Annotated in this window: 33 protein-coding genes, 1 tRNA gene and 2 pseudogenes; 32 read left to right on the forward strand and 4 right to left on the reverse strand. The window is 38.8% G+C overall.

Annotated features, from left to right (window positions below):
- Nucleotide 1: 1 nt before the first annotated feature.
- Nucleotides 2–886: a 4-hydroxy-3-methylbut-2-enyl diphosphate reductase gene (locus KUA50_RS00110; protein WP_218457094.1), complete on the forward strand. Its 885-nt coding sequence runs from the start codon at nucleotides 2–4 to the stop codon at nucleotides 884–886.
- A gap of 217 nt (nucleotides 887–1103) precedes the next feature.
- Here KUA50_RS00110 and cmk read toward each other — a convergent pair whose 3' ends face one another.
- Both cmk and porQ read right to left on the reverse strand, forming a co-directional pair.
- Nucleotides 1104–1799 (reverse strand): (d)CMP kinase, encoded by a 696-nt coding sequence (gene cmk, locus KUA50_RS00115; protein ID WP_118118368.1) that lies wholly within the window; start codon nucleotides 1797–1799, stop codon nucleotides 1104–1106.
- A gap of 38 nt (nucleotides 1800–1837) precedes the next feature.
- Nucleotides 1838–2788 (reverse strand): type IX secretion system protein PorQ, encoded by a 951-nt coding sequence (gene porQ / locus KUA50_RS00120; RefSeq protein WP_218457093.1) that lies wholly within the window; start codon nucleotides 2786–2788, stop codon nucleotides 1838–1840.
- Between the two features lie 134 nt (nucleotides 2789–2922).
- On the opposite strand from porQ, the gene KUA50_RS00125 reads away from it, so the two are divergent.
- From KUA50_RS00125 to KUA50_RS00150, 6 genes are all read left to right on the forward strand, one after another.
- Nucleotides 2923–3657: an energy transducer TonB gene (locus tag KUA50_RS00125; RefSeq protein WP_022110081.1), complete on the forward strand. Its 735-nt coding sequence runs from the start codon at nucleotides 2923–2925 to the stop codon at nucleotides 3655–3657.
- A gap of 52 nt (nucleotides 3658–3709) precedes the next feature.
- Nucleotides 3710–4684, forward strand: a complete 975-nt coding sequence (locus KUA50_RS00130) for a polyprenyl synthetase family protein (RefSeq protein ID WP_218457092.1) — start codon at nucleotides 3710–3712, stop codon at nucleotides 4682–4684.
- Nucleotides 4685–4747: 63 nt separating this feature from the next.
- Entirely contained in the window at nucleotides 4748–5446 is a 699-nt protein-coding gene (locus KUA50_RS00135; RefSeq protein ID WP_218457091.1) for a hypothetical protein, read from the forward strand.
- Nucleotides 5447–5470: 24 nt separating this feature from the next.
- Nucleotides 5471–6304: a TatD family hydrolase gene (locus KUA50_RS00140; RefSeq protein ID WP_218457090.1), complete on the forward strand. Its 834-nt coding sequence runs from the start codon at nucleotides 5471–5473 to the stop codon at nucleotides 6302–6304.
- Between the two features lie 133 nt (nucleotides 6305–6437).
- Nucleotides 6438–6525, forward strand: a tRNA-Ser gene (locus KUA50_RS00145).
- A gap of 67 nt (nucleotides 6526–6592) precedes the next feature.
- On the forward strand, nucleotides 6593–7270 hold the full coding sequence (locus KUA50_RS00150; RefSeq protein ID WP_413777471.1) for a MotA/TolQ/ExbB proton channel family protein: 678 nt from the start codon (nucleotides 6593–6595) through the stop codon (nucleotides 7268–7270).
- Nucleotides 7271–7315: 45 nt separating this feature from the next.
- Here the strand turns inward: KUA50_RS00150 and KUA50_RS00155 are convergent, their stop codons facing one another.
- Nucleotides 7316–7699, reverse strand: a complete 384-nt coding sequence (locus KUA50_RS00155; RefSeq protein WP_302971738.1) for a hypothetical protein — start codon at nucleotides 7697–7699, stop codon at nucleotides 7316–7318.
- An 84-nt stretch (nucleotides 7700–7783) separates the two neighbouring features.
- Between KUA50_RS00155 and KUA50_RS00160 the strand changes: the two genes are divergently transcribed.
- The 4 genes from KUA50_RS00160 (at nucleotide 7784) to KUA50_RS00175 (ending at nucleotide 12161) form a co-directional block, all read left to right on the forward strand.
- On the forward strand, nucleotides 7784–8374 hold the full coding sequence (locus tag KUA50_RS00160; RefSeq protein ID WP_218457087.1) for an ExbD/TolR family protein: 591 nt from the start codon (nucleotides 7784–7786) through the stop codon (nucleotides 8372–8374).
- Nucleotides 8371–8838: an ExbD/TolR family protein gene (locus tag KUA50_RS00165; protein ID WP_022110074.1), complete on the forward strand. Its 468-nt coding sequence runs from the start codon at nucleotides 8371–8373 to the stop codon at nucleotides 8836–8838. Before KUA50_RS00160 ends, KUA50_RS00165 begins: the two co-directional genes overlap by 4 nt.
- 81 nt (nucleotides 8839–8919) lie before the next feature.
- Nucleotides 8920–9432, forward strand: a complete 513-nt coding sequence (locus KUA50_RS00170) for an Lrp/AsnC family transcriptional regulator (RefSeq protein WP_022110073.1) — start codon at nucleotides 8920–8922, stop codon at nucleotides 9430–9432.
- A 740-nt stretch (nucleotides 9433–10172) separates the two neighbouring features.
- Nucleotides 10173–12161, forward strand: coding sequence for a hypothetical protein (locus KUA50_RS00175; RefSeq protein WP_218457086.1), 1989 nt, complete (start codon nucleotides 10173–10175; stop codon nucleotides 12159–12161).
- A gap of 4 nt (nucleotides 12162–12165) precedes the next feature.
- Here the strand turns inward: KUA50_RS00175 and KUA50_RS00180 are convergent, their stop codons facing one another.
- Nucleotides 12166–12327: a hypothetical protein gene (locus tag KUA50_RS00180; protein ID WP_218457085.1), complete on the reverse strand. Its 162-nt coding sequence runs from the start codon at nucleotides 12325–12327 to the stop codon at nucleotides 12166–12168.
- A 1251-nt stretch (nucleotides 12328–13578) separates the two neighbouring features.
- Here KUA50_RS00180 and KUA50_RS00185 point away from each other — a divergent pair.
- The 21 genes and pseudogenes from KUA50_RS00185 (at nucleotide 13579) to KUA50_RS00285 (ending at nucleotide 26200) form a co-directional block, all read left to right on the forward strand.
- Nucleotides 13579–14481: a virulence RhuM family protein gene (locus tag KUA50_RS00185; RefSeq protein WP_218457084.1), complete on the forward strand. Its 903-nt coding sequence runs from the start codon at nucleotides 13579–13581 to the stop codon at nucleotides 14479–14481.
- A gap of 621 nt (nucleotides 14482–15102) precedes the next feature.
- Entirely contained in the window at nucleotides 15103–15270 is a 168-nt protein-coding gene (locus KUA50_RS00190) for an ABC transporter ATP-binding protein (protein WP_153084946.1), read from the forward strand.
- 52 nt (nucleotides 15271–15322) lie between these two features.
- A complete protein-coding gene (locus KUA50_RS00195; protein WP_256624274.1) occupies nucleotides 15323–15547 on the forward strand; it encodes a hypothetical protein in 225 nt (74 codons plus the stop codon).
- The gene (locus tag KUA50_RS00200; protein WP_256624273.1) at nucleotides 15528–15773 is read left to right on the forward strand and encodes a DUF6169 family protein; all 246 of its coding nucleotides are present in this window, start codon (nucleotides 15528–15530) and stop codon (nucleotides 15771–15773) included. The genes KUA50_RS00195 and KUA50_RS00200 overlap by 20 nt, the downstream gene beginning before the upstream one ends.
- Before the next feature lie 650 nt (nucleotides 15774–16423).
- Nucleotides 16424–16672: a hypothetical protein gene (locus tag KUA50_RS00205; protein WP_153097818.1), complete on the forward strand. Its 249-nt coding sequence runs from the start codon at nucleotides 16424–16426 to the stop codon at nucleotides 16670–16672.
- Nucleotides 16673–16676: 4 nt separating this feature from the next.
- On the forward strand, nucleotides 16677–17009 hold the full coding sequence (locus tag KUA50_RS00210; RefSeq protein WP_218457083.1) for a type II toxin-antitoxin system RelE/ParE family toxin: 333 nt from the start codon (nucleotides 16677–16679) through the stop codon (nucleotides 17007–17009).
- Between the two features lie 687 nt (nucleotides 17010–17696).
- Nucleotides 17697–17960, forward strand: coding sequence for a hypothetical protein (locus tag KUA50_RS00215; protein WP_119229824.1), 264 nt, complete (start codon nucleotides 17697–17699; stop codon nucleotides 17958–17960).
- Nucleotides 17957–18367, forward strand: a complete 411-nt coding sequence (locus tag KUA50_RS00220; protein ID WP_218457082.1) for a type II toxin-antitoxin system VapC family toxin — start codon at nucleotides 17957–17959, stop codon at nucleotides 18365–18367. The genes KUA50_RS00215 and KUA50_RS00220 overlap by 4 nt, the downstream gene beginning before the upstream one ends.
- A 265-nt stretch (nucleotides 18368–18632) precedes the next feature.
- Complete coding sequence (locus tag KUA50_RS00225; RefSeq protein WP_218457081.1) at nucleotides 18633–19109, forward strand: hypothetical protein; 477 nt, start codon at nucleotides 18633–18635, stop codon at nucleotides 19107–19109.
- Nucleotides 19109–19570, forward strand: a complete 462-nt coding sequence (locus KUA50_RS00230; protein WP_218457080.1) for a hypothetical protein — start codon at nucleotides 19109–19111, stop codon at nucleotides 19568–19570. Before KUA50_RS00225 ends, KUA50_RS00230 begins: the two co-directional genes overlap by 1 nt.
- Nucleotides 19571–19858: 288 nt before the next feature.
- A complete protein-coding gene (locus KUA50_RS00235) occupies nucleotides 19859–20011 on the forward strand; it encodes an ABC transporter ATP-binding protein (RefSeq protein WP_218457079.1) in 153 nt (50 codons plus the stop codon).
- Between the two features lie 220 nt (nucleotides 20012–20231).
- Nucleotides 20232–20417: a hypothetical protein gene (locus KUA50_RS00240; RefSeq protein WP_218457078.1), complete on the forward strand. Its 186-nt coding sequence runs from the start codon at nucleotides 20232–20234 to the stop codon at nucleotides 20415–20417.
- Nucleotides 20418–20445: 28 nt separating this feature from the next.
- A complete protein-coding gene (locus KUA50_RS00245) occupies nucleotides 20446–20850 on the forward strand; it encodes a hypothetical protein (protein ID WP_218457077.1) in 405 nt (134 codons plus the stop codon).
- Nucleotides 20849–20974: pseudogene (locus KUA50_RS00250) on the forward strand (IS66 family transposase); the annotation flags it as partial. The gene KUA50_RS00245 and the pseudogene KUA50_RS00250, both read left to right, overlap by 2 nt.
- A gap of 123 nt (nucleotides 20975–21097) precedes the next feature.
- Nucleotides 21098–21317: pseudogene (locus KUA50_RS00255) on the forward strand (UDP-glucose 6-dehydrogenase); the annotation flags it as partial.
- A gap of 144 nt (nucleotides 21318–21461) precedes the next feature.
- A complete protein-coding gene (locus KUA50_RS00260; protein WP_218457076.1) occupies nucleotides 21462–22478 on the forward strand; it encodes a hypothetical protein in 1017 nt (338 codons plus the stop codon).
- 112 nt (nucleotides 22479–22590) lie between these two features.
- The gene (rfbC, locus tag KUA50_RS00265) at nucleotides 22591–23175 is read left to right on the forward strand and encodes a dTDP-4-dehydrorhamnose 3,5-epimerase (protein WP_218457075.1); all 585 of its coding nucleotides are present in this window, start codon (nucleotides 22591–22593) and stop codon (nucleotides 23173–23175) included.
- A 2-nt stretch (nucleotides 23176–23177) separates the two neighbouring features.
- Nucleotides 23178–23597, forward strand: coding sequence for a hypothetical protein (locus tag KUA50_RS00270; RefSeq protein ID WP_218457074.1), 420 nt, complete (start codon nucleotides 23178–23180; stop codon nucleotides 23595–23597).
- Nucleotides 23598–23599: 2 nt separating this feature from the next.
- Complete coding sequence (locus tag KUA50_RS00275) at nucleotides 23600–24139, forward strand: toll/interleukin-1 receptor domain-containing protein (RefSeq protein ID WP_218457073.1); 540 nt, start codon at nucleotides 23600–23602, stop codon at nucleotides 24137–24139.
- Nucleotides 24140–24195: 56 nt separating this feature from the next.
- On the forward strand, nucleotides 24196–25476 hold the full coding sequence (locus KUA50_RS00280; RefSeq protein WP_218457072.1) for a DUF262 domain-containing protein: 1281 nt from the start codon (nucleotides 24196–24198) through the stop codon (nucleotides 25474–25476).
- Nucleotides 25466–26200 carry a hypothetical protein gene (locus KUA50_RS00285; RefSeq protein WP_218457071.1) on the forward strand — a complete coding sequence of 245 codons (735 nt, stop codon included), beginning with the start codon at nucleotides 25466–25468 and terminating at the stop codon, nucleotides 26198–26200. The genes KUA50_RS00280 and KUA50_RS00285 overlap by 11 nt, the downstream gene beginning before the upstream one ends.
- Nucleotides 26201–26236 lie beyond the last annotated feature (36 nt).

Genomic DNA, 26236 nt, shown 5'->3' on the forward strand with positions numbered 1-26236 from the left:
TATGCAGATAGAAATGGATAATGGCAGTGGCTTTTGCTTTGGCGTGACTACTGCCATTAAAAAAGCAGAGGAAGAACTGGCAAAGGGTGTCAAACTATATTGTTTGGGTGACATCGTACATAATGGTATGGAGGTGGAGCGACTTCACGAAGCTGGTCTTCTCACCATCGATCATGAGGAAATGAAAAATCTTCATCATGTAAAGGTTCTTCTTCGTGCGCATGGAGAACCTCCTCAGACTTATGCTCTTGCAGAAAAGAATGATATAGAGATTATTGATGCGACTTGTCCGGTTGTGCTTCAACTTCAAAGACGTATCAAAAAGCAGTTTGTGAGCAATCCTGATGCTCAGATTGTTATTTTTGGAAAGAAAGGTCATGCTGAAGTATTAGGATTGGTGGGTCAGACGGAAAGTCATGCTATTGTTGTAGAGAAGTTTGATGAAGTGAAACAACTGCAGGAAATGGGTAAGTTGGATTTCTCCAAAGATATCTATCTTTATTCGCAGACGACCAAGAGCTTGGATGAATTTCATCGCATTATAGATTATTGTCAGAAGCATATTGTAGATGGAGCTACATTTAAAAGTTTTGATACCATCTGCAGACAAGTGGCAAATCGCATGCCTAATATTGCAAACTTTGCCAGCAAACATGATGTGATACTTTTTGTCAGTGGCCGTAAAAGCTCTAATGGAAAGGTATTATTCAATGAATGTAAAAGTGTGAATCCGAATAGTTATCAGATAGAGAGTGCTGATGAAATCAATATGGATTGGGTGAAGAATGTGAAGACGGTTGGTATTTGTGGTGCTACAAGCACACCAAAATGGTTGATGGAAGAAATCATGAATTATTTGAAAAATGCAATCGATCAATCTGAGTAAATATGCATATATAAAAACAGGTGGTAAGGCTTCTCACGAAGACCCACCACCTTCAAAAAACAGTAATTAACTCAAAATTTATAATCTATATCATTACTACCTTGTCATTTGATTGCAAATATATTAAAAAGAAAAATAAATTCCAACTATTTTTCAATGAAAGTTATGATTGTTTAGCTGAAATCTTTCTGTTTAACAGATTTTTGCAAATCTAACGCTATTTTTGTGTTATAGCGGTCTGGTAATGCTGCATCAACCATTCTTTTTGTTGAGGAATAGTCATGTTGCTATTGTCCAGAATCAAGGCGTCATCAGCTTTCTTGAGAGGGGATACCTCTCTATGGGTATCAATATAATCTCGTTCTTCTACATTTTTAAGTATAGCATCAAAGTCGGCTGCCATTCCTTTTGCTTTCAGTTCATCATAGCGGCGCTGTGCTCTAACCTGTGAACTGGCAGTAACAAAAACCTTCAGTTCGGCATGAGGAAACACCGTAGTGCCGATGTCTCTACCATCCATTACGATGCCTTTGGCTTCTCCCATTTTTTGCTGTTGTGCTACCAAGGCTTTTCTGACGAAAGGTATTGCGGCAATAGGACTGACATGGTTGGATACTTCCAGAGTTCTGATTTCTTTTTCTACCAATTCGCCGTTGAGATAGCAGTCTGGAGTTTGTGTGTCAGGATTCAGTTTAAAAGAAATATGGATGTTTGGCATTTCTTTTTCTAAGTTGTCTGTATCTACACTTCCATCTTCCAGAAAGAGATGATGACGCATGGCATAGAGAGCCACCGAACGATACATCGCTCCTGTATCAACATATATGTAACCTATTTCTTTAGCAAGGTCTTTCGCCATCGTACTCTTACCGCAAGAAGAGTAACCATCTATAGCTATAGTAATTTTCTTCATTTTATTGGATATTTATGATATTGTTTCGAATTATAATCTTATAATGTATATGCTAAATTGGCAATGATGCTGCTACTGCTGACGTGATATTTTCCGTAAGCAATATTCAGATGGAAACGGTTGAGATTGATACCTCCTCCAAAGGAAAGTCCTGCTCCATGGCTACTGCCTTTCTCCTCAGAGTTGCTGTCTATTTTCATCTCTTTTGCTCTTCTGAAATTATAGCCTCCACCTATCCATATCTGATCGGAAAGTAAAAGTTCTGCTCCAATCACGGCATGATAGATAAAACTCTTCTCCCAATTGTTGAGATTAACCAAAGTTGCGGAGACTCTTAATGGAGTGTTCGTAAAGCGTTTGCTGACTCCCACTTGTAAATCAATCGGCATTTTGTCATACTCATCCTGATATGCTTTTATCTGTCCGCCCAAATTCTTGGCAGTAGCAGAAATGGACCATTCGTGCTCGGGATCATAATAATTGATACCGAGATCAACACCCACTCCAATAGAATTGTAGTCGCCAATATATGAAGTGATGAATTTGGCAGCAATACCACCAGCAATTTTTTCGCTCAACATATATGAAAAGTAACCGGCTATGGTAATGTCCTTGGCAGAAAAATCGCCTAAGATGTTATTGTTGGCATCGGTTTCCTTCATGTTACCATAATCCATATATTGGGCAGAAACCGCCCAGGAAGCTTTTTCCTTGATGATACGATTAAATGAAGCTGAAGCTGTATTGACTCCTGACATATAATTCATATAATTGAGATTAATGGTCTTGTCGCTTACCGATGAAAGTAAGGCAGGATTTTGGAATATGAGAGCTTCGTCATCTTCTATTAAGGTGACGTTATCTCCACCAAGTGCAGCAGCATGAGCACTAACAGGTAGGCGGAGGAAATTATATCCCGTTTGGCTCTCTTGTGCGAGTAATTTTGATGCAAAAAGCGTCAAGAGAGCGAAAAAAATTATTTTTTTCATTTAAATTCTCTAATTATTTTGCAAAGATACACTTTTTTTCAATAATAAGACGTAAATTTGCATTGATTTCGTTTAATATAACGATTGTACACTTCATTTATTGTAGAAGATTCTGCAAAAGAGGAGATTTAAAAGTGGAAATAAAGAAGACTAATAGTGCACGACTGGATAATAAGCGGGGAACTTTTTTCTTGCTGGGTATGGTTATGACTTTATCTTTCGTATTTGTAGGCTTGCAATATCAAAATCATGCTTCAGACTCCGATTTAGACTCTGATGATCTGGAGGATTTAGCACAGGATTTTGAGATGAATATGCCTGCAGAACAAAAGGATATGGTATCGGCAGAAGCTCCTTCTGCGCCCGTTTCTAAATCCATTACGCAGGAGGTGAAAACTGCAGAGAAAACAGAAACTGCTCCTCAAAAAATCAGCAGTACTACAAGTGAACTGGTGATTGGTGATGGTGAAGGGGAAGTGGATGGCTCTGATATCAAAGAGGCTGTGCCAGAAAATGTGGTAGATAAATCCAATTCAGCTGCATTGGCTGAGGCTCCAATCAATTTTACGGTTGTACAGAAAATACCACAATTTCCTGGGGGGTGGTCTGTTTTTATGCAATGGCTTACAAAAAACTTAAGATATCCTCATTCTGCACAACAGAATAAAATACAGGGAACGGTAGTTGTGTCTTTTATCGTCAACAAGGATGGTAGTGTGGCCAATCTGAAAGTGAGCAAGTCGGCAAATCCCATCTTGGATAATGAGGCTATGCGTGTGCTGAAAATGATGCCGAAATGGAAACCAGGAATGGATAAGAACAAGGTTTGTCGTACTATGATTGCTATTCCTGTGGTATTTCAATTGTAACGTGAATCTTAAAAAGATATGTTCGATTAATTAATAATAAATTTAATATATAATGAAGACAGCTGATGAAATTTTAAAGATGGTTAATGAGTTCTTGGACCATTTGTCATACGACAGAAAACCTGAGTCTCTTTACGAACCGATTAAATATGTCCTCTCAATGGGAGGAAAACGTATTCGCCCTACGTTAATGCTTTTGGCTTATAATCTCTATAAGGAAAATCCGGAAGACATCCTCATGAATGCCTGCGCTTTGGAGACCTATCATAATTATACTTTGTTGCATGATGATTTGATGGATAATGCCGATATGCGTCGTGGTCATTTGACGGTCCATAAAAAATGGAATGATAATACTGCCATCTTGTCTGGTGACTCTATGTTGGTTCTTGCCTTTCAACGTATGATGCAGTGTGATACAAAACATTTAAAAGATATCTTGGATCTCTTTACGGTTACTGCATTGGAAATTGGTGAAGGTCAGCAATATGATATGGAGTTTGAAACTCGCAATGACGTAAAGGAAGAAGAATATATTGAGATGATTCGTCTCAAGACGAGTGTTCTCTTGGCTTGTGCTTTGAAAATAGGTGCAATATTGGCAGATGCAAGTGCTGAGGATGCAGACAATCTTTATAAGTTTGGAGAACAAATTGGTTTGGCGTTCCAGTTGCAGGATGATTATCTGGATGTCTATGGTGACTCTAAGGTCTTTGGTAAAGAAATAGGAGGTGACATCACTTCTAATAAAAAAACTTATATGCTCATTAATGCTTTCAACAAGGCCAATGATGCACAGCGTAAGGAATTAACCTGCTGGGTTAGTGCTCGTGATTTTGACAGAAATGAGAAAGTAGATGCTGTGACTCGTCTTTATAATGAGATAGGTATCGATCAATTGGCGCAAGATAAGATTGCTTATTATTTCGGACAAAGTAAGAAATTCCTTGACGCTGTCAATGTACCTGAAGAGAAAAAAGAGGAATTGCGCAAGTATGCTCAAAAAATGATGAAACGCCAATATTAACAGGTGTTCGTCGGATTGTTTGTATTGAAAGTAACTTTTTAAAATAGTAGAGGAGATATTCAAGTGCCATATAGGAGACTGCCAAAAACTGATACTGCAAGGCTGAAAGCATTGAAAACGCTTTTGGACAATAATGATACTTATACGGTTAGGGAACGCTTTATTGATTGGAAGACAATCAATAAAGCGCAACCTGCGTATGATAAGTTGTTGACTGCTTCAGAGCAGTATAAGGTCAACTTGAAGGCTCAGACCAGATTTACGGGGAAGATAGATAAATTGCAGAAAAATGCGATGATGTATTTAAGCCATTTCCTGCAAGTCTTATTTTTAGCTGTGGAACGCGGCGAAATCAAACGAAGCTGTCTTACTCTGTATGGACTTGACGAGGAAGCGTCTGCTGTTCCTCATCTCAAAACGATAGATGGACTTTTGGACTGGGGACAGAAAATTATTGCTGGTGAGAAAGCCAGACTCAAACAAGGTGGAAGACCGATTTATAATCCTACTATAGGTATGGTCTCTACCCATTATGATATATATTGTGAGGCCATTGAAAGGCAACGCATTTTGCAAGATAGGGTGAATGATTCGATAGAAAAACTCAGGTTGTTGAGACCTGCGGTCGATGAGGTGATTTTGGATTTATGGAATCAGATAGAACATCATTTTGTGAATGAACCACCTGAAACCCGTTTTAATCATTGTCGTGAATATGGCATCGTATATTATTATCGGCGCCATGAACCGCATATTTATTAATATGGATTTAAAATATTGATGTATATGAAAATAGTAGATACACATACTCATCTTGATGGTGAGGAGTTTGATGAAGATCGCGCGGAAGTTATTCTGCGTGCGAAGGAGGCTGGGGTCGGCATGGTGTTTCTCCCTGCTATTGATGTGAAGACATCAGAAGCAGTATTGAAGTTAAGTCATGAATATCCTGGCTATGCATATCCTATGGTAGGACTTCATCCAGAGGAAGTGAAAGCCGATTGGAAAGAACAATTGAAAAAAATAGAGGCTATTTTGGATGCGCATCTTACAGCTGTGGATGGTTTGAACGGGGTTAAGTATAAAAGCGATTACATTGCAATCGGGGAAATCGGACTTGATTTCTATTGGAGCCGTGAGTTTGAAAAAGAACAGCTTGAGGCTTTCGAAAAACAAGTTGAGTGGGCTTGCGAGACGGGACTTCCTCTGATGATACATTGTCGTAAAGCTCAGAATGAAATGTTGCATATATTACGTAAATGGAAAGATAAACTGCCAGGTGGAGTCTTTCACTGTTTTACAGGCAACCAGCAGGAGGCTAAAGAATTATTAGAGTATGATAATTTTGTGCTTGGTATTGGTGGTGTGTCAACGTTTAAGAGCAGTCATTTGCGTGAAGACCTTCCTGCAGCAGTTCCTTTGGAAAGAATCGTTTTAGAGACAGATAGTCCTTATATGGCTCCTGTTCCATATCGTGGTAAGCGTAATGAAAGTGCCTTTATAGTACAAGTCATGAAGACCTTGGCAACTGCTTATGGTGTCAGTGAAGAAGAGGTTGCAAAGGTGACTAATCAGAACGTAGAACGTGTTTTTGGCGTAAAAACGGGACAATTGTCTTAAAGAAATATAAAAAGAATAGTTATTTATGGTATTTTGCCCGAAAAGCGATAATTTTGCAGTCCGAATTGCGATGCTATGTTTATCATGGTATTGTTAGATTCTGTATTCAATAGCGTCTATGACGGCAGATGAAGGAAAGGTGCTCGAGTGGCTGAAGAGGCACGCCTGGAAAGCGTGTAACCGGCAAAACCGGTTCGGGGGTTCGAATCCCCCTCTTTCCGCTGTATCTTATTTTTAAATAATATGAAGAAATATACATTTATTGCGCGTTTCGCAATATTGATATTTATGATATCTTCTTCTTTACCGATATGGGCACAAGAAGAGTCGATGGGATTCCATCAAGCACTTAAGACTAAGTTTATTGAGGGAAATGCAGGCTTTATGTCGCTTGTTGCCATAGCTTTAATTATTGGCTTGGCTTTCTGTATAGAGCGAATTGTCTATCTGAGTCTTTCTGAAATTAACGCTAAGCAGTTGATGGCTGATCTTGATGTGAAAGTAGCTGCGGGTGATATTGAAGGCGCAAAAGAATTGTGTCGTAATACCCGTGGACCTGTTGCCTCTATCTGTTATCAGGGTCTGCTGCGCATCAAGGATACGATGGGTGATATAGAGCGTTCGGTTTCAAGTTATGGCTCTGTGCAGGTTGCTAATTTGGAAAAAGGATGTTCGTGGATTACTCTTTTCATTGCAATGGCTCCTTCTTTAGGCTTTTTAGGTACCGTCATTGGTATGGTTATGGCTTTTGATCAAATTCAGCAAGCTGGAGATATTAGTCCTACGATTGTGGCTTCTGGTATGAAAGTCGCTTTGTTGACAACTATTTTTGGTATCATAGTTGCTCTGATTTTACAGGTCTTCTATAATTATATCTTGTCTAAGATCGAACATATCACCAGCCAGATGGAGGAATCTGCGATTTCTCTGATGGATATTATAGCAAAGTATAAAGATGAAAATTAGTAATATTAAGAAATGGTCAACAGAAAAGTTGTCACAGTCCATATTCTATGTGTTGGTAGGTTTTGCTGTGATTACTTTTCTCCTGTTCTTCTTTGTAGGATATGATATGCCTTTCGAGGAGAACCCGGATTTTAATGCTCCATTTTTTACTAATCTTTTATTGGTTACCATGTGGATATTTTTCCTCTTAGCCTTATGTCTGGCAATATATTCATTTGTCAGGGCCAGTAAAAGAAACTCCAAGGGTGAGATGAAGATGAATGGTATTCCTGCAGGGAATATTGTTTGGATTACATGGGGAGGAACTTTGGCATTGTTGGTTTTAACGTTCGTCTTGGGTTCCTCAGGAATGATTTTGATTAATGGACAGGCTTTTACTGATTGGTTGTGGCTTAAATTATCAGATATGTTTATATGGTCTTCTGCCACATTGTTATTGTGTGCTATAGGAGCAGTTTTATTTGGTGCTACACGTTATATCAGAAAAGACCGTAAAAGATTTAAAAAGTAATTATGTTTGTTAGACGAAATAAAAGGCAAGTTCCTGGAGTGAACACCGCTTCAACAGCAGATATTTCTTTTATGTTGCTGATATTCTTTCTTGTCACGACTTCAATGGATGTTGACAAGGGACTTTTTCGTCTATTACCTTCTCCTGAACCTCAGAAACAGTTGAAGACTGAAACGATAGTAGATAAGAAAACTTTGATGGCTTTGCATGTTACTGCCGATCATCGTTTGCTCTTGAATGATAAGCCTATTGAGGTTTCTCGACTGAAAGGTGAAATCATTCAGTTTGTCAATCGTTTAGGCAATCGTCATCTCATTTCTATAGAGAGCGACAGAGAGGCAGATTATGACTTGTACTTTCAAATGCAAAACCAAATCATGATGGCGTATAATGAACTACGCAATCAATATTCTATGAAGCATTTTGGAAAGGCATTTGATGCCCTGAGCTCCTCTCAAAAGGAGAGCGTTAGAAAGAACTGCCAGCAACGCGTGACGGAGTCTTATGCGAATGCATCGGTTGGTTCTGATAAGCGAGTAGATGCAATGGCAGAAGAGCAAGAGCATTCTGAAGAGAAAGGAGGCAAGCAATGAGTATGGGTTTTAAAAGACGTTCTCATGAAGTTCCTGGCTTGAATACGTCTTCATTGCCGGATTTGATATTTACCGTGCTTTTTTTCTTCATGATAGTTACTCATATGAGGCATGAAACGGTTAAGGTTAAGTTTCAAGTACCACAGGGAAAGGAACTGACAAGATTAACCAAGAAGTCTGCTGTTACTTATCTTTATATAGGAAGGCCTATTTCTGCTGCTACTCAGCCTCAGAATGATTCTGCTTGTGTTCAGATGAACGATAAGTTAATAACTCCTTCTGAAATCTCTGATTATATGAGTGCAGAGAAAAAGCGAATGAGTCCTGAAGACTTGCAGGCAATGGTCGTTTCAATCAAAGCGGATAAGTATTCTAAAATGGGGGTTATTATTGACGTTAAGCAAGCTTTACGCCAATCAAAAGCCCTTAGAATCAATTATTCTGCTGAAGATAATGGAAAATAATTAAAAATTATAATTAAAGTTGTATAAAAAGTTGCGAATATTAAATTTTAGTAGTAACTTTGCACTCAAATTATTATAATTATGTCAAAACAAGTATTAGATTCATTAGACAGAAAGATCCTGAAGTTAATTTCTCAGGATGCACGTATTCCATTTTTGGAGGTTGCACGAGCTTGTAATGTAAGTGGTGCAGCCATTCATCAGCGTGTTGCTAAATTGACAAACTTAGGCATTATCAAAGGCTCTCAGTTTATTATAGATCCAGAGAAGATAGGTTACGAGACCTGCGCATACGTGGGATTGTATTTGAAAAATCCGGAGAATTTCGACAAGGTTGTAGCTGAGTTGAAAAAGATTCCAGAAGTGGTGGAATGTCATTATACGACTGGTGGCATGGATATGTTCATCAAGATATATGCTTCCAACAATCATCATCTCCTGGAAATTATTCATGATAAGCTCCAGCCTTTAGGCTTGTCTAGAAGCGAGACTATCATTTCCTTTAATGCTGCGATTAATCGTCAGTTGCCTTTGGCTGATATGGAGGATGAAGTAGTAGAGGATGAAGATGTGGAAGATGAAATTATCAACTAATCTATATTATAATAAAAGCAGCATGTTATTTGTGAAATTGATATGCTATTAAAAATAAAAAAGCCAGTTCCTAAGGAACTGGCTTTTTATATATTCTCTAATATATATATTGTATAAGTAAAAGATGATTCTTAGCGTTTCCCAACGCCTTTTTGTTTTAATTCTGATGCAAAGATACATGAAACTTACATTTTATAGGGGTAATATTTGTTTTTATAAAGGGTAATTTTTGATTTATAAGTAGAAAAAACGAATTATTACCTCAAAATATGTTATTTTTATACCTTCTTTCTGAATCTCTATGTGAAAGATACTGAAAACTTCGTAACTTCCTGATAATCTGAGGGTATTAAGGCTTGTCCAAAATCATTACTGAATAATTGTTGAATTTCGTGGTGTGATATTATTTTTTTAACACGCGTAATTCGCTTATTTACAATATTTTTCTTATTTTTGCAGTCTGATTCTGTATCTCTTACATAGAGATTCAGAAAATGAATAGAAACTATAAATATGGCTTTCATATAAGCAGAGCGTATGACACACAATTTGCTAAACACGGGCTTGCTTGCATCATGTATGCAGAAGGCTGAAAGACATAGGAGTATTGAAGATTAGTGGAAGTTAGTCTATTGATTTTTCAATGCTGTGATACATATCACACCCCCAATAACTCGGGAAGAGAAATCTTTTCAGGGGAAGCCGAGATGTGTTCTGCGACCAAATGCGTTTAACGTTTTATGTGGTACATAGTCAAGACAGATGTTTTCACTGAGCAAAAATCAATAGATTTGTTGGGTGAGAAATTTAAAGATACAATTGTTGACTTCTACTTTCCTATGGGAAGAAGAACCTACAAAAATGAACTGGGCGAGAAAAAAGTACGTTTCACCCCAGTCTTGCAAGGACTGTTTTTCATCCGAGTACAGAGTGAAGAACGTTTGGAGAGCATTCTTTCCCAATATGGCTACTTCATGTATAAGGGTGTTGATTATCGTGCGAGAAGTGCCGAGGTGGTAGAGCGTACCTTTTTCACCAAGGCACATATTCTTTGTGCCGATAGCAAGTCTCGAACATTGGATGAAATCGTTAAACGAGCGAAGATACCCGATGATGATATGGAACGCTTCATCTATTACAATGACAAGATAGCCGATGGCATCGAGGGATTGAGTATTGTTGACAAGCGATATAGTGACCTCGTCAAGGTGAATGATACCATCCGTATTCTCAGTGGTCCGATGGCTGGCTGGGAAGGTGTTGTCAAGCAAGTCAAGCATAAGGGCAAGAAAGACCGTCATCTTTTTGTGCGCTTTGGAAACAATCATTGTCTCAATATCTCCAATGTCCGTCAATACGACATGCAGATAGTGCATGAGGCAACAGAGGGTGCCAAGCCTGAGGCAGTGGGCGCATGGCGTGCCATTGACCAGATGATAGGTTATTTGCAGGCAAAAGATCCAAAGGAAAATGCTTCTGAAACATTGCGCAATCATTTCAAGGATTATCTGAAAAAGTTGACTGTCTATCGCAATCGCCATACTTCAGATATAGCATATAACAAAAAGGTTACTAAGAAGATAGCATCTCGTCAACAAGAGGTTTTGAGCAATATCGATGATTCTATGCGCAGTAACTTCCGTATCCTCGCTAATTACTTCAAGGCTGCTGGTGGAACTGTAGAGCAAGGGTTGAAGGAACTGATACCAGATACAACTCTTCGTCCGTTCCTTACCCCAACTTCTGGAATCGCCCTCCCACAAGGACAGGACTACGCTGTCTTGCATCATGATGGTATCACGGAGCTTGTCCACCGTTGTAACCTTCGGGATTTTTTCAGAGGCAAGGAGTATGAGGCAGACAAATATGCTCCAGTCTTCGATGAGGACTATGAATATTATGCTCATTTCGCCCTGTTAGAGACGGATGGTGGAAAGATAAAGGCTATCTGTTCATGGGGAGGTTTCTATGATTATTATGCTTCGCAAAATAAGGAAGAGCGAGAAATATTCCATGCAAACTTGCAGTCGAAGAAATATCCTCGTTTATTATACCTGCTCACACAAAGCGAGTATAAGTTTGAAAAGGTCAATGGCATAGGTGGCTTTTCGATAGAAACAGACATCGACTATACGAATGATATAGATGCAATGGCAAAGGCAGTTGCCAAAGCATTCAACATTCAATATTCAACATTTAACATTCTTGTAGCAGCAGCTGTGGAAATGTGGCAAGGAGCACGCATGTTGGTTTGGCGACAGTTGCTCCAGCGTTACGTCCTGCTCCATAAGGTGCCAGTCATTGACCTCCCATCCGTAATCACTCATGATTCAAAAACGGAAGAGGCTTTTGTAAAGGCTGACGGCAAACTCGACATAAACAATATTTCAGAAGCTTTGGCAAAGGCAAGAAAAAACATCGAGGAGTATTTAGAAAATGGAGAACTGGCAGATGCCGTTTTCAAGTTCCTTTCCGCCTCCTTGGTCTTTTCTTCCCATTTTGCTCAAGACGAGTTATATAATTATATCACAGAAACATTCAATCCTGACTACACTTTCACCGAGCTGTTTGATGAAATCATTAATCACCTCAGCAAGAAGAGCTGTCCCTCGTTGGTAAGCCATCTGTGCAAAGGAATGGTTGAGTTGCAGGAACAGGAATCTTGGACATACTTCAAGTTCCCCTCATTTCTCAAACAAACGAGGATGATTGCTAAGGCGGTGAAATAACCAACTAATCGCACCCGACACGAAGTTTGTCAGTAGGGTTGTTGTCGCCATTCGGGTCGTTATCTTCGCTGTACTTCACGAGACTGATGCTCTTCACCAAGTTGGCATTCGCCTTCTTAGGTTCAGACAGGACGAACAGAATAAACAGTTTGACCCTTTTTCTCACCCATGGTAAAGGTGCGAGGAAACACTTTGTAAGATTTACTCATAGTTTGAAGTTGTTTAAAAAATTAATACTAAATATATTTGCTTCATTCCGAACAAGGACAGTTGAGTGCACCCAGATGTCGAATTCTTCACTCTTCACTCTTCATTCTTCGTTTAGCTGGTGCAAAGATACAACATCAGCTCAGGGGCATCTGTCGAAGTGCGTCGTTGAATGTCGCTCTTTAGTGCAACCTAACGATGCGCTTTTATACACCTTAATGATGCGCATCATTAGCACTTATAAAAGCGCATCATTAGCACCTAACGATGCGCATCATGAGAGTTCATTAAAGCACATCTTCAATAGAGCATGCTGGTTCGCAGTCGGGGAAATACATTATCGCCAAGATACGGCGAGTATAAGTTGCTTTTAGCTTCATATACCTTATTATATTATATAGTAAAACATGTTTATCAGTCAACTGATTATGCTGCAAAGATATACTTCTTCGAAAATCACGTGATGCACCTATGAGTGCATCATTCTTAACTTCTGCTTACTGCTTTTAAAAGCTTTTAACAAAAACCATCGGAAAATCATACCCTCTGTTTTAGTCAGGACGCGATGTTCGATAATTCACGGTATGGAAGATGGAAAAGCAGGCGAATGGAGGGGCGAATAGGTGGATATCCACCGCTGCCGAAGAAATTCGCCAGATAGAGAAGAGATGGGGTTTCACTTCCATCCGTCAGTTTTCCAAATTTCTACAGATGAATCCCCGTACTCTTTCGAAGTTACCCCATCACGATGGCACATTAACTTTGGAGAGCATTGCGAATATATACACGAGGCTCGTACTATTACGGAATTTGAAATTTGTGGGCACCGAGCTAAAGGAAGAGGAGCAACTCTTAAAAGACTCCTTGTTACGCATCATGGTGAGTGCAGCCACCGTCCCTCAAACCCTGAGAGCCGATGTAGTGGATGAACTTGAAAATCAGCTATAGCTCCCCTGCGCTCCCATCCCGCCCAAAAAACTGGCGAGGGCTCTGATGCCCCGCCAACCTTAAAGCGCAGCGGTTAAGAGCGACGGGGAGGAGCGGTTACATCCCTTGCCCTTTTGGAAAGGGCGAGGGCTTGGGAGTGGGTTAAGGACCCCCTCTTCGCAAGAGGGGGACAGGGGAGTCGAAAGAATTTCTCATAATTCCTTGGTAATTACGAAATATAATCGTACTTTTGTCGCTATATTAGCAATAAAAATGTATGATCATGGCAAACGACAATAATATACAGCCTGTGGCAGATGATTCACAGATAGTACTTTATCAACCAGATGATAGCATTAGGTTGGAGGTGAAACTGGATCAAGATACGGTTTGGCTTACCCAAGCACAGATGACAGAGTTGTTTCGTACAACTCGTAACAATATAACTATGCATATTCGTAACATCTTTAAGGAGAAAGAGTTAGACGAAAAATCAGTATGTAAGGAATCCTTACATACTGCCGCAGACGGCAAAAGATATCGTACTAAAATTTATAATTTGGATGTTATAATCTCTGTAGGCTATAGAGTAAAGAGTCCAATAGGAACCCGTTTCCGTCAGTGGGCGAATGCTGTTATAAAGCAATACCTTCTCCAAGGTTATTCCGTAAATCGTCACTTGATAGCCTTACAGGAGAATATGGATAAACGTATGACCCATATTGAAGATGTCCAAGCTAAGCAGCAACAGCAGCTCGACTTCTTCATTCGAACCTCAACCCCTCCAGCAGAGATGGTCTTCTTTGAAGGAGACTTTTATACCGCACGTGTTGCGTTAGAGAACTTGATTCGTACAGCCAATCGTCGAGTAATCATCATAGATGGCTATGTTTCATCGTTAACCCTAAGTGTACTTGATGTTCGTAAGCCAAATGTAGCAGCCACAATTTACACAGTAGGTGTAGGACAAGGAATGCAACGCTTGATGGAAGAACATGATCATCTATTCCCCGATAATCATATAGATATTAGAAAATGGCGTAACGAATCTCATGACCGCTGGCTTATCATAGATGATAGCCTCTATCACTGTGGACATTCCTTAAATGCCAATGGCGGTCACAAGATATCCGCTATAACCCTGATGGGAACAACTCCAGATGTAATCCTGTCAAAAGTCGAATAGCAACTAAGTCTCCCTGCGGTCCCATCCCGCATAACCAATTGTTTTAGCAAGTCTTCACCCCTGCGGGTTCATCCCCGCTAAAACAATTCTGGCGAGGGCTCTGATGCCCCCGCTTTCAGCAAAACTTTCAGCAATGCGGTCCCATCCCGCACAACCAATTGTTTTAGCAAGTCTTCCCCCTGCGGTCCCATCCCGCACAAAAAACTGGCGAGGGCTCTGATGCCCCGCCAACCTTAAAGCGTAGCGGTTAAGAGCGACAGGAGGAGCGGTTACATCCCTTGCCCTTTTGGAAAGGGCGAGGGCTTGGGAGTGGGTTAAGGACCCCCTCTTCGCAAGAGGGGGACAGGGGAGTCGAAAAATTTATGATAACAACAAGGATAGAACCACCATTACTGACCGGATCATTTGATACGGTCGTAACAGTAGATACAAAAGCAAGCTTGAATGAAAAAATACTTATATACCTAACCCATTGATAAATAGTTTGGACGCAGTATTAGTGATATACATATAGATGGTTACAAGTGACCGCTTACATATGAAGTAAAAACTCCTCTAAAAATTTGGTAGTTTCACAGAATACCCTTATATTTGCACTGAATTAAAAAAATAGGAGGTTTTATGGAAATATTGAATAAAGAATTTTGGGAGAAACGTGATGCTGCGATGAAAAGATTCATGGCATCAAAAGAAAGAAAAAGAAAGCGTATGGCAGAGTTAGAGCAGATGCTCCGTCAGGATTATTTAGCTCGTACAGGAGAAGAGCCAAAGTTTGTAAATGTTTGGTGACATGAAATAGCTTTCTTTGAAAACAATCAATGCCTCTTCACCGTATGATGTTATGATGGTAAATCCAAATACTTACCGTTTCGTAACAGATTATAGCGTTGAGATTGCTATTAGCTTTGATCTTGATGACTTGCTGGAGCATGGCGAGGCATACATGTTTAATATCACGAATGTGAACAAGCAACGTTCACCTCGTGATATGAAGGTGCGAGATACCGTAATTGCTATCATAGACAATTTCTTTGAGACAAACGAGTTTGCTCTCCTTTATATGTGAAACGGGCGATAGAAAGCAAGCTATGCGAAATCGCCTGTTTGATTCTTGGTTTGCTTATGCTAATGACAAAGAACAATATGTCATTATGGTTGCTAATATCCAAGACTTAGAAGGAGTAGATAATTACGCAGCAATGATTCTAAGAAAAGATAATCCGCATTTTGTAGATTACGTGTCAGAATTCAACAATATTGTTAATATGTTTATGTTGAAACCCGAACATTAGCAAGGCGGTTCCATCCCGCACACCCTGGCGAGGGCTCTGATGCCCCGCTTTCAGCAAGGCGGTCCCATCCCGCACAACATGGCGAGACCTTTGATGCCCCGCTTTCAGCAAGGCGGTCCCATCCCGCACAAAAAACTGGCGAGGGCTCTGATGCCCCGCCAACCTTATAGCGTAGCGGTTAAGAGCGACGAGTAGGAGCGGTTACATCCCTTGCCCTTTTGGAAAGGGCGAGGGCTTGGGAGTGGGTTAAGGACCCCCTCTTCGCAAGAGGGGGACAGGGGAGTCGAAAAAATACAATAATTAATAAGGAGATTACGTTATGAACATAGAAGGAAAAAAGGTAGATAAGGAAGCAGAATCATTTTGTGTGTTGTAATGTTTGGCCATAAGCCAAGCATAGGTTAATAAAACAATATTCCTCATTCGAGCGACGACAAGTGCAGAGCGATACTGCAATGAGGAACAAAATATAACTTTTTTCAAAAAATAGAAAGGTGTAACTACTTGTAATATAGTAGAGACGCTGTATTGATGATATATGTTAATCTGGGGTAGATTAGAGCAAGAAGCAAAATCTCTTCCAAAAATTTGGTTGTTTTATAGAAAACCCTTATATTTGCACCATCATTTTAATAAAAAGAAGATAGGATATGGAACAGATATTAGTTACAATAGATGATACGCAGCCATCTGCTAGTATTCGCAATGCCATTGAGATGTTGCGTGGAGTTGTTTCTGCGTCTATAATTAAAGAATCACCTTTGACTATAGAAGAGAAGCAGAAGGCTTATGTCAAGGAAAGCTTGTCACGGGCCTTGCAAGAGGTTAAACTTGCTAAATTGCAAGGTAAAAAGCTTCAGGATGTTGATGATTTCATTCGGGAAATGAAGGAAGCATAGCCGTATGGAAGTGAACATAAGCACTGGTAGTGAGTTTAAACGTCAGTTTAAACGTTTGATGAAGAAATATCACTCTTTGTTGCATGACTTTGACGTATGGAAACAAGAGCTGAAGAATAATCCGCTTGCAGGAGATGACTTAGGGGCTGGCGTTCGTAAGATACGAATGGCGATTAATTCTAAAGGCAAAGGAAAAAGTGGTGGAGCTAGAATTTTGACGTTGAATATATTGTTGGATGCAGAAACGATGGATATTACACTCCTAACAATTTATGATAAAGGAGAAATATCCAATGTCAATGATGACTATATCAAGTTTCTGGTAGAAAACTTGTAAAAACTTCTATTTCATCAATGAAGACAATACTCCCGTAACAGCCCTGCGGTCCCATCCCGCATAACCACCTGGCGAGACCTTTGATGCCCCGCTTTCAGCCCTGCGGTCCCATCCCGCACAACATGGCGAGACCTTTGATGCCCCGCTTTCAGCCCTGCGGTCCCATCCCGCATAAGAAACCTGGCGAGGGCTCTGATGCCCCGCCAACCTTATAGCGTAGCGGTTAAGAGCGACAGGAGGAGCGGTTACATCCCTTGCCCTTTTGGAAAGGGCGAGGGCTTGGGAGTGGGTTAAGGACCCCCTCTTCGCAAGAGGGGGACAGGGGAGTCGAAAAAATACAATAATTAATAAGGAGATTACGTTATGAACATAGAAGGAAAAAAGGCAGATAAGGAAGCAGAATCATTTTGTGTGTTGTAATGTTTAGCCATAAGCCAAGCATAGGTTAATAAATACAATATTCCTCATTCGATCGACGACAAGTGCAGAGCGATACTGCAATGAGGAACAAAATATAACTTTTTTCAAAAAATAGAAAGGTGTAACTACTTGTAATATAGTGGGGACGCTGTATTGATGATATACGTTAATCTGGGGGAGATTAGAGCAAGAAGTAAAAACTCCTCTAAAAATTTGGTAGTTTCATCAAAAACTCTTATATTTGCAGACAAAAAAGGAGATACAATTATGAACACAATAGCAATTGACAGCAATATATATAAAGGTGCAGAAAGTTATGCTAAATTACATAATATTAGTGTGACAGCTGCAATAGAAAAGGCGATTTCTTTGTTTTTGCAAAAGGTACAACCTAAGCAAAAGCTATTAGAAACTGCTGAGTTTAATGATGCTTTGTCTTATGTTAAAACATTAAAGGCAAAAGGTGGCAAGCCGATACCGGCAGATGAAAATAGCTTAGATGCGTTGGTTGATAAAAAATATGCATTATGAGAGTTTTCATAGATACGAATATCTTAATAGATTTCGTTGTAAATCGGGAGGGCTTTTCTGAAGATGCAGATAAACTCTTTGCCCTTGGAATAACAGGAGACATAAAGTTGATGACATCAGCTTTGTCTTATGTTACAGCCATGTATATAGCACACAAGTATGAGTATCAAGATGTAAAAGAAACTCTTCTGGCGGTGTCGAATTTTGTAGATGTTTTGGACTTGCAAGGCAATACGGTAATTGAAATGCTCTCTTCTGATTGGAAGGATTATGAAGATGCAACTCAAAATGCCACAGCTTTGCGAGCTGCGGGAGATTGTATTGTAACTCGTAACAAGAAGGATTTTACGAATTCTTCTTTACCCGTTTATACTCCTGCTGAGTTGTTGAATATTTTAAACCAATAAAGGTGGCGTAGCTACTGCTGTCACAATCCTGAATATTTCTCATTCGAGCGACGACAAGTGCAGAGCGATACTGCAATGAGGAACAAAATATAACTTTTTTCAAAAAATAGAAAGGTGTAACTACTTGTAATATCGTAGGGACGCTGTATTGGTGATATACGTTAATCTGAGGGAGATTAGAGCAAGAAGCAAAATCTCTTCCAAAAATTTGGTGGTTTCATCAAAAACCGTTATATTTGCAGCCAATAATTAGAATATTACGATTATGGCAACATTGGTACTCGATAATACATTATATCAAGGCTATGCAACAATAGCAGAGCAGAATAACATCAGTGTGACTGATGCTATGGCAGAAGCTTTGCGATTATTGAAGCAACACTTGAAAAAGAAGCCAAGTCTTTCGTTAAGACAACGACTTGAGAAGCGAATTCTTGAACTTCGAGATTTGCCAGCAAATTGGGATTACGCAGGTTCACCTTCCGTATCATCAGAAGCGTGTGATTATTCTCGGAAGGTTGTTGCTTGCTGTAGTGAATCGTTACTTCAAGGATTGGCAATATTCCCAAATACCAATGGCTATATATTAATGCAATGGAAGACCTCCAAAGGAGATGCCTGTTTATCTATTCTTAGTGATAGGATAGTGTATGATGTCAATTATGGAGAGATAGAGAAAGAGGGCATCCTCCAACTTTCGGAACTCCCTAAATTTTTGGAAGTCTTAAAGAACATAGCCTAATGGAATGTGATATAACATTTGAGAAACCAGTATTGAAAGATATGGAGGAGATTGCTCGATTGTTGTCTTCTCCAGCCTTTTATGATGAAAATACCCATCAGTTAAATTTTGCGGCATTTAATCTTCGACGTTTTACGAATGGTGAAGTAGAGTCTTATGTCTCATTGTCCAGGCTGTCTTTTATAGACCAAAAGCATTTGAATAAAAAAGGTAAGTATGTTTTTAAAAAGACAGAAAGCCATTATGTCGGATATGCTCTTTTTACTCCAAATTATTTAGCAAACTTACAAGATAGATTAAGAATATATCCTGTTAAAGCAGGTCTTAATGATCATTGTGGAATGTTTTTCTTGGGTAAGGATAAGAAGATAGTTTGTGATGACTTGACGATTCGTCCTTATACATTAAAGACATTACGTTCTCTTTGTGACTTATTGCAAGCTAATGTGGTTTTAAAATAGGGGTAGTACCCAGCACCTTTAACAAGATAATAGCAAGGCGGTCCCATCCCGCCCAACAGTTTCAGCAAGTCTTCACCCTGCGGGTTCATCCCCGCTAAAACAATCCTGGCGAGGGCTCTGATGCCCCGCCAACCTTATAGCGTAGCGGTTAATAGCGACAGGAGGAGCGGTTACATCCCTTGCCCTTTTGGAAAGGGCGAGGGCTTGGGAGTGGGTTAAGGACCCCCTCTTCGCAAGAGGGGGACAGGGGAGTCGAAAAAATACAATAATTAATAAGGAGATTACGTTATGAACATAGAAGAAAAAAAAGCAGATTTCATGCGTCGCTTCAAGGCTTCTATGGAGCGAAAGGCAGAATACATAGCACAAATGGAAAAGCGAATGCGTGATGACTATCGCCGCAGAACCGGTAAGGAAGCAGAATCATTTTGTGTGTTGTAGTGTTTAGCCATAAACCAAGCATAGGTTAATAAAACAATATTCCTCATTCGAGTGACGACAAGTGCAGAGCGATACTGCAATGAGGAACAAAATATAACTTTTTTCAAAAAACTGATAGGTGTAACTACTTGTAATATAGTGGTGAGTAAACCACCAATACAGCGTAAGGTGGCTTGCATGAAAAATACTATTTTTGCAACCGTTTTAAAATTCACATAAAATGGAAAGCAAAGAATATTTTGAAAAGGTGATGCAAGACTACAACCAGAGAACCGCAAGGGTCGTAGCTTGCGTAAGTATTGCAAAGATGAAGCAGTTGATTATGACTGGCTCATCCTGTTCATTACCATCCAAACGGCGGATGGTTTATTTGTCAAGAAGGGTGGGCTTGACTATGCCGGCATGAAGGACTTAGTGTCTAGATTGGAGGGATTATGACAGGAGAAGAACTACATAACTTTTGTAAATTCTTGTATTCGCAGATTCAGTCCAAGGATGAGGAGATAAGCCGCCTTACCGCCAATATTAAAGAGTTGACGAATGAGGTTCGTTTGTCGCGTCTTCAACAGCAAACATACAATGATGAAAGCAAGGCGGTAAGTGCCACCCATTCTCAAAAGTTGGATGTTGTGCTTCTGCAATTACAAGAAACCAGGCAAGAGCTTACTGATACAAAGAGAAAGCTGAAAACTGCTGAGACCCTGTTGGCAGATGCCAAAAAGAAGAACCGTCAGTTGGAAGCAGAACGGGAGAAGGATGCCAAGGAGCGTAAAGACTTGGAGAATGATATCGCTCTTCTTCGTTCGGATCTTTACAGTGGAACAAAGAGCCAGCAGTAACTATCTCTATAAGTTTTGGAAGCAAGTCTTCGCCTATCGAAACGATGGTGAATATACCATAGATAACCTGGCAGCAGAACGAGCGATACGTCCTCAGACCATACAGCGCAAGGGGTCGTTGTTCTAGAACCTACTTCCAATGACAATCTGCTTGGATTAATGAAATTTTTAGTGAAAGAAATTTAAAAATGAAATTTGCGAGCTTTACAAAAAGCCCGCAAATAGGGGCGTTGTGACATTTTTGGACGCTTACATCCAGGGCATCATGAAGCGTATCAAAGCAAAGGGTGCAGAGGTTATCATCTATAAGCCAACCTTGGAAGAGGGTAGCACCTTCTTCGGTAGTAGAGAATAACCTCGAAGCCTTCAAGGCACAGAGCCATGCCATCATCGCCAACCGCTACGATGCTTGTCTGGATGATGTAAAGGATAAAGTCTATACTCGTGATATATTCCGTCGAGATTAAGTTTGTGAGTCCTCAATCAAACCGAATACCTTATGAGCATCGAAGAGATTAAAAGATAATTTAGAACGAGATGGATTTCAAAGAGTTCCTGATATAAATCTGGGACATAGTATAGATAAAGGTTGTTATTTAAAATGAGAAACTATGAGTGATGTGTGTTTAATTTGTAATCAGAAAAAGGCAACTAAGACCAATTCTCATATAGTGCCTAGTTTCCTTATAACATCATTTTCGAGTTATAATTCTTCTGGAAAGCGTGATTCTGAAGTCCTTTTTACAATATCAAGCTCAATTGATAGTGTATATACTGGTAGATCTGTACCTGACACTAAAATTGAAGATTTGTTTGATAAAGATAAGCTTACACAAGAACGGATTGATGAGGAACTTTCAAAGAATTCGGTTGCAAAAGATTTCGTATTCTGTCCTCAATGTGAAAAGAGGCTTTCTGTATTTTTGGAGTCACCTTATGCTCATTTTATAAATCAACAAGCAAAAATTGAAAATGATATACCATTATTCTTTTGGCTGTCTGTAGTTTGGAGAATGTCTGTTACAGAAGATTATGGTTTTTCTTTAGGAGATGAGTTAAATCAAATTTTACAACTTTCTTTGAAAAGCTATTTTGAACTAAAAGAAAATGGCGGAAGTTTAGAAACGATACTCAGTGATGTACCTTTTCGCTATAAGATACTGAGATGCCATGATTATTGTAAGACAGGAAATGGCTTTCTGTTTGCACAGTATAAGAATAAAGTTCTTGATGTCGTTATAGGAGAATTTGTGCTGCGTGTGTTTTTTGATTTGCATGAGGATTTTCCTAATCAGCCATTTTTTGGCACAGAATCTTTCTTTGCAAACGCACCAATTAACCATGGGGAATTAGCAGAACAAGTAGTGAATATAGATACTGATTCCTATAAAGTAATAAATAAAGAATTTGTTAAATTTGCAGCTCATTTAAAGCGTATTGAGGTAGAGCGTAAATTAGATTTGATTTGGTGTAGTATAGGACAATTAGGGCAAATGCCAAATCAATTAAAGACTATATTCTTTGAAAACTATTATAATAAAGATGTCAAAGTAGGTGATAGGCATGATAAAAAACGCTTTGCAGAAGTATTGACTCCAATACTTGCAGATTATTTTGGTATAAAATAGAAAAATTAAAGGAGTAGGTAGTTAATGTATGGTAGGCGAAGTTCGTGCGACTTATTTATAAGCTACTTCTCGGCACCTGGCATGGAGCCAACAACTTTTAAATATAAAAACGATGAATGTAATAAAGACTGATATTGAAGGCGTACTCATTATAGAGCCACGCCTCTTCCGTGATGCTCGTGGCTACTTCTTCGAGAGCTTCAGCGAGCGAGAGTTTGAAGAAAAGGTTGCCCCAATCCTGGGACACAGTGTTCATTTCTGCCAAGACAACGAGTCAATGAGCAGTTATGGTGTGATGCGAGGCCTGCACTTCCAACGCCCACCATATACCCAGAGCAAGCTGGTGCGCTGCGTAAAAGGCAGAGTCCTTGATGTAGCCGTAGATATCCGTAAAGGATCACCAACCTATGGCAAGCATGTGGCTGTAGAACTGACAGAAGACAATCATCGCCAGTTCTTCATCCCTAAGGGTTTTGCTCATGGTTTCGCCGTCCTCTCAGAAACAGCAGTCTTTCAATACAAGTGTGATAACTTCTATCATCCAGAGGCAGATGGAGGTATCTCTATCCTTGATGATAGCCTTGGTATTGATTGGAAAATCCCAACAGAACATGCCAATCTCTCAGAGAAAGATACGAAGCATGCGATGCTGAAAGATTTCGATTCTCCATTTGATGTTAATGTTCCATTATATTGATTATGGATTTAATCTCATTTTTAAGTCTGCCTTTTGCTAAATATGTGGCAGTACCAGTTATCTCAACACTCGTTGGTACATTCTTTCAATATAATTGCTATAGTGATAGGTACAATTTCAAAGGACGAGATTTGTTTTATTGGGCTCCAGGTATGTTAGCAACAACCTTGCTGCTAATATGTGTGGAGTATTCCAATAAAGTAACTTTAGGTAATCTCACTTCTGAAGAGAAGATTGTTGCGGGAAACCAATTTTATAGTGCTGTTATTCTTGTTATTTGTGTATATTTTATTATTAATACGATATTGAGGAAAAAAGGTAGAAATGTTATTGAAGATAAATGGAATCTTTGGTGGGGAATATTGTTGCCCGACTTGATATGTGTTGTTATGCTCTTGTTTGTCTTGCTAATATTCGGCTAAAAATGAAATTTACATTTAAAAATATATTCGTAATATTTGTTTTGGTAACTATTGTCTATGAATCATTATATTTATACAAAACAATAGTTTGGGACAAAAGTAAAATTATAGGAATTATTGTTTTTGTTGTTAGTCTTGTTTTGACATCTGTAATTTTGGCAACTTATTTGATGTCATATAGATATAGGTATAAGCAATATTACATTTCATTTCCACAGGAATTTGAGCGAGATATAAATGAATTTCGAATAAATAGTATGATTTCACCACAATATGGAACGGATACATTAAGACCAGGTAAAGACATATCTAAAGAAATAAAAAAGAAAATCTCACATTGTTCAATTTGTCTTGTTATAATAAGTAAGAAAATTAGCACCATGCAAAAGATTGAAATTTCAGAAATGAGAGCGAACCATAAAAAAATTATTCCTATATTGGTTGATGGTGGAAAACTCCCGTCTTCTCTTTCAAAAATAGTTCCAATTTGTACTACTGCTGATCAGCTGTCCAAAGTTTCTTTAGAAGAACAGTTATCATAACAAATAAATGTCAGTAGTAATTTGATGATATAGCGATAACTAAAACTTTCTGAAAAATGGAAAATAAGGTTTATTACGGGGAATATACCCTGAAACATTGGATTAAGTTGATGCTATCTGGTAATATAGTTTTGCCAGAATACCAACGTCATTTTGTTTGGCGTGAACGTGATGTAAAACGTTTATTGCAATCATTGTCCGATGGACAGTTTGTACAGCCAGTTACAATTGCATTGTATGATGATAGTACCATAAGACAGAATTTGATATTGGATGGGCAGCAGAGGCTAACTTCTTTACTTTTAGCTTATCTCGGCTATTTCCCAGACAAAAAGAAATTTGAGATGGGTGATAGCATAAAAGTTGCAAATGAAGATGATAGTGCTGTTGATGATGGTGCCTCTCCATCTGAAGGCTTCCTATGGCAATATACAGATATACTAAAGTATGGCAAGGATAAGTTTGAAATTATTAGTAACATAAATACAAGTGATAAGTATATCAGAATAACAGATGACCTGATAAATGGTCTTACTGATGAATTCTTCGAGAAAACTTATTTAGGCTTCTCCTATGTCGTGCCTGAAACAAGAATTGCAACAGAAGTACAGAAAAACTTTTCGCAGCTATTTCGAAATATCAACTATTTTGGTAAGAAGTTGGAACCTATGGATAGTCGCAAATCATTGTATTACCAGAATCAAAATCTCACAAAGTTCTTTGAAGGTAAATGCGATGATGGCTCCGATGTGTTGGGTGATTTGAGAATTATGGAGGATTTGCAACCTGTTAAGATAGACTTTGTTAGGTATTTGGCAATTCTTTCTCAATATTGTTCTTCTAATCATGATACCGCCTGGGATGTTATGATGGGATATTCAGCATATAGTTCTCGAGAAAGTTATTATGCAGACTATGTTTCATATATTCTTGGAATAGAACAAGAAGACAGAGTTAATAAGTTTGATAAATTTGATTTTTCTGAAATCTTCCCCGACGATGTATGGAAAGAACGTTTCAAAACTTTGAAATCTACTATTAGTCATATGAAACTTCGCATGGGATTGAAGGATAATAGAATATTTTCCTCATGGTATGAAGCTGATTATTGGTTGTTCGGGCTAATGTACTATGTCTTGTTTGAAGGGCGTAAGATTCGGGAGCAATATGTAGCAGTGAATAATAGAGGAAGATATGCAACATTAAAGTCAGAAATAGAGGCTGCAATAGATAAAATGAGAAGTGAACCGTCTTTTCTAAAAAACTCAAATAGAGTGACATTTATACGTAATCGATTAGTAGAATCTTGTAAAATATATTCTTCTTATGTATATTAGTCAACATTCCGATTTTATCCTTTCACCTTTAAAAAAGATATTAAAGGATGGAATCGCAGCGAGTAGGGCTGCCGGTGATGGTATCGATTCCTATCCTATGGGTGAATATTTGATGCAATCTTTGTTTTTGAAAATGACAGGAGCTCAAGAGCAAAAGATGAAATGTATCTGTTGGGAACTGGCTACGCATGACTATGATTATAGGTATGATTTCCTTAATAAGAAAAAGTATGGAGAATGTTCGACCTATAGCAGTAAAAATGGGATATTCAATGATTTGATAGAGGTAATACAGAAGATGCAGCCGTCTTTTGAACCCTCTACTTTGATTGATGCTACTTTTATGGGTAAGATACAGGATGATATAGAGCAATTGTATTCAACTTCAAACTTATGTGTCTGGCAGAACAGGGAATATCTCTTTTTCAAGTCAAAGTTTAGAACTGTCTTAAATATTAGACAACTAAATTATCCTTTAGGTCCAGTTAAGTCCTACAGCTTATTTCAATCACCATTGAGTAAAAGGTATGAAGAGTTGGTTTATAGGCATCGAAACCGTTGTGCGCATAATACGCTATCCTATCAAGTAAACAAGCCTGATTTCAGTGTTCTTGCCTCAACGGATTTCTCCTATCATAGTTATTTCTTTAGATTTGCTTTGATAGTGCTGATAGATGAGATTTTTATGGCATTATTTAGAAAATATGTTTGTATGCAGGATTAATTGGAGATATTGATTGTTATAAGAATCCTTATCTTC

This window comes from Segatella hominis, assembly GCF_019249725.2.
Lineage (GTDB): Bacteria > Bacteroidota > Bacteroidia > Bacteroidales > Bacteroidaceae > Prevotella.

Bases quoted from the DNA above. Each gene is read 5' to 3' on its own strand.
- KUA50_RS00230 (WP_218457080.1), top strand. From the start codon at position 19,109: ATGGAATGTGATATAACATTTGAGAAACCAGTATTGAAAGATATGGAG.
- KUA50_RS00150 (WP_413777471.1), top strand. From the start codon at position 6,593: ATGATATCTTCTTCTTTACCGATATGGGCACAAGAAGAGTCGATGGGA.
- KUA50_RS00170 (WP_022110073.1), top strand. From the start codon at position 8,920: ATGTCAAAACAAGTATTAGATTCATTAGACAGAAAGATCCTGAAGTTA.
- KUA50_RS00225 (WP_218457081.1), top strand. From the start codon at position 18,633: ATGGCAACATTGGTACTCGATAATACATTATATCAAGGCTATGCAACA.
- KUA50_RS00215 (WP_119229824.1), top strand. From the start codon at position 17,697: ATGAACACAATAGCAATTGACAGCAATATATATAAAGGTGCAGAAAGT.
- KUA50_RS00240 (WP_218457078.1), top strand. From the start codon at position 20,232: ATGGAAAGCAAAGAATATTTTGAAAAGGTGATGCAAGACTACAACCAG.
- rfbC (WP_218457075.1), top strand. From the start codon at position 22,591: ATGAATGTAATAAAGACTGATATTGAAGGCGTACTCATTATAGAGCCA.
- KUA50_RS00220 (WP_218457082.1), top strand. From the start codon at position 17,957: ATGAGAGTTTTCATAGATACGAATATCTTAATAGATTTCGTTGTAAAT.
- KUA50_RS00165 (WP_022110074.1), top strand. From the start codon at position 8,371: ATGAGTATGGGTTTTAAAAGACGTTCTCATGAAGTTCCTGGCTTGAAT.
- KUA50_RS00260 (WP_218457076.1), top strand. From the start codon at position 21,462: ATGAGTGATGTGTGTTTAATTTGTAATCAGAAAAAGGCAACTAAGACC.
- KUA50_RS00190 (WP_153084946.1), top strand. From the start codon at position 15,103: ATGGAAATATTGAATAAAGAATTTTGGGAGAAACGTGATGCTGCGATG.
- KUA50_RS00235 (WP_218457079.1), top strand. From the start codon at position 19,859: ATGAACATAGAAGAAAAAAAAGCAGATTTCATGCGTCGCTTCAAGGCT.
- KUA50_RS00195 (WP_256624274.1), top strand. From the start codon at position 15,323: ATGATGGTAAATCCAAATACTTACCGTTTCGTAACAGATTATAGCGTT.
- KUA50_RS00205 (WP_153097818.1), top strand. From the start codon at position 16,424: ATGGAACAGATATTAGTTACAATAGATGATACGCAGCCATCTGCTAGT.
- porQ (WP_218457093.1), bottom strand. From the start codon at position 2,788: ATGAAAAAAATAATTTTTTTCGCTCTCTTGACGCTTTTTGCATCAAAA.
- KUA50_RS00285 (WP_218457071.1), top strand. From the start codon at position 25,466: ATGTATATTAGTCAACATTCCGATTTTATCCTTTCACCTTTAAAAAAG.
- KUA50_RS00280 (WP_218457072.1), top strand. From the start codon at position 24,196: ATGGAAAATAAGGTTTATTACGGGGAATATACCCTGAAACATTGGATT.
- KUA50_RS00140 (WP_218457090.1), top strand. From the start codon at position 5,471: ATGAAAATAGTAGATACACATACTCATCTTGATGGTGAGGAGTTTGAT.
- cmk (WP_118118368.1), bottom strand. From the start codon at position 1,799: ATGAAGAAAATTACTATAGCTATAGATGGTTACTCTTCTTGCGGTAAG.
- KUA50_RS00110 (WP_218457094.1), top strand. From the start codon at position 2: ATGCAGATAGAAATGGATAATGGCAGTGGCTTTTGCTTTGGCGTGACT.
- KUA50_RS00175 (WP_218457086.1), top strand. From the start codon at position 10,173: ATGTGGTACATAGTCAAGACAGATGTTTTCACTGAGCAAAAATCAATA.
- KUA50_RS00245 (WP_218457077.1), top strand. From the start codon at position 20,446: ATGACAGGAGAAGAACTACATAACTTTTGTAAATTCTTGTATTCGCAG.
- KUA50_RS00275 (WP_218457073.1), top strand. From the start codon at position 23,600: ATGAAATTTACATTTAAAAATATATTCGTAATATTTGTTTTGGTAACT.
- KUA50_RS00270 (WP_218457074.1), top strand. From the start codon at position 23,178: ATGGATTTAATCTCATTTTTAAGTCTGCCTTTTGCTAAATATGTGGCA.
- KUA50_RS00130 (WP_218457092.1), top strand. From the start codon at position 3,710: ATGAAGACAGCTGATGAAATTTTAAAGATGGTTAATGAGTTCTTGGAC.
- KUA50_RS00210 (WP_218457083.1), top strand. From the start codon at position 16,677: ATGGAAGTGAACATAAGCACTGGTAGTGAGTTTAAACGTCAGTTTAAA.
- KUA50_RS00185 (WP_218457084.1), top strand. From the start codon at position 13,579: ATGGCAAACGACAATAATATACAGCCTGTGGCAGATGATTCACAGATA.
- KUA50_RS00160 (WP_218457087.1), top strand. From the start codon at position 7,784: ATGTTTGTTAGACGAAATAAAAGGCAAGTTCCTGGAGTGAACACCGCT.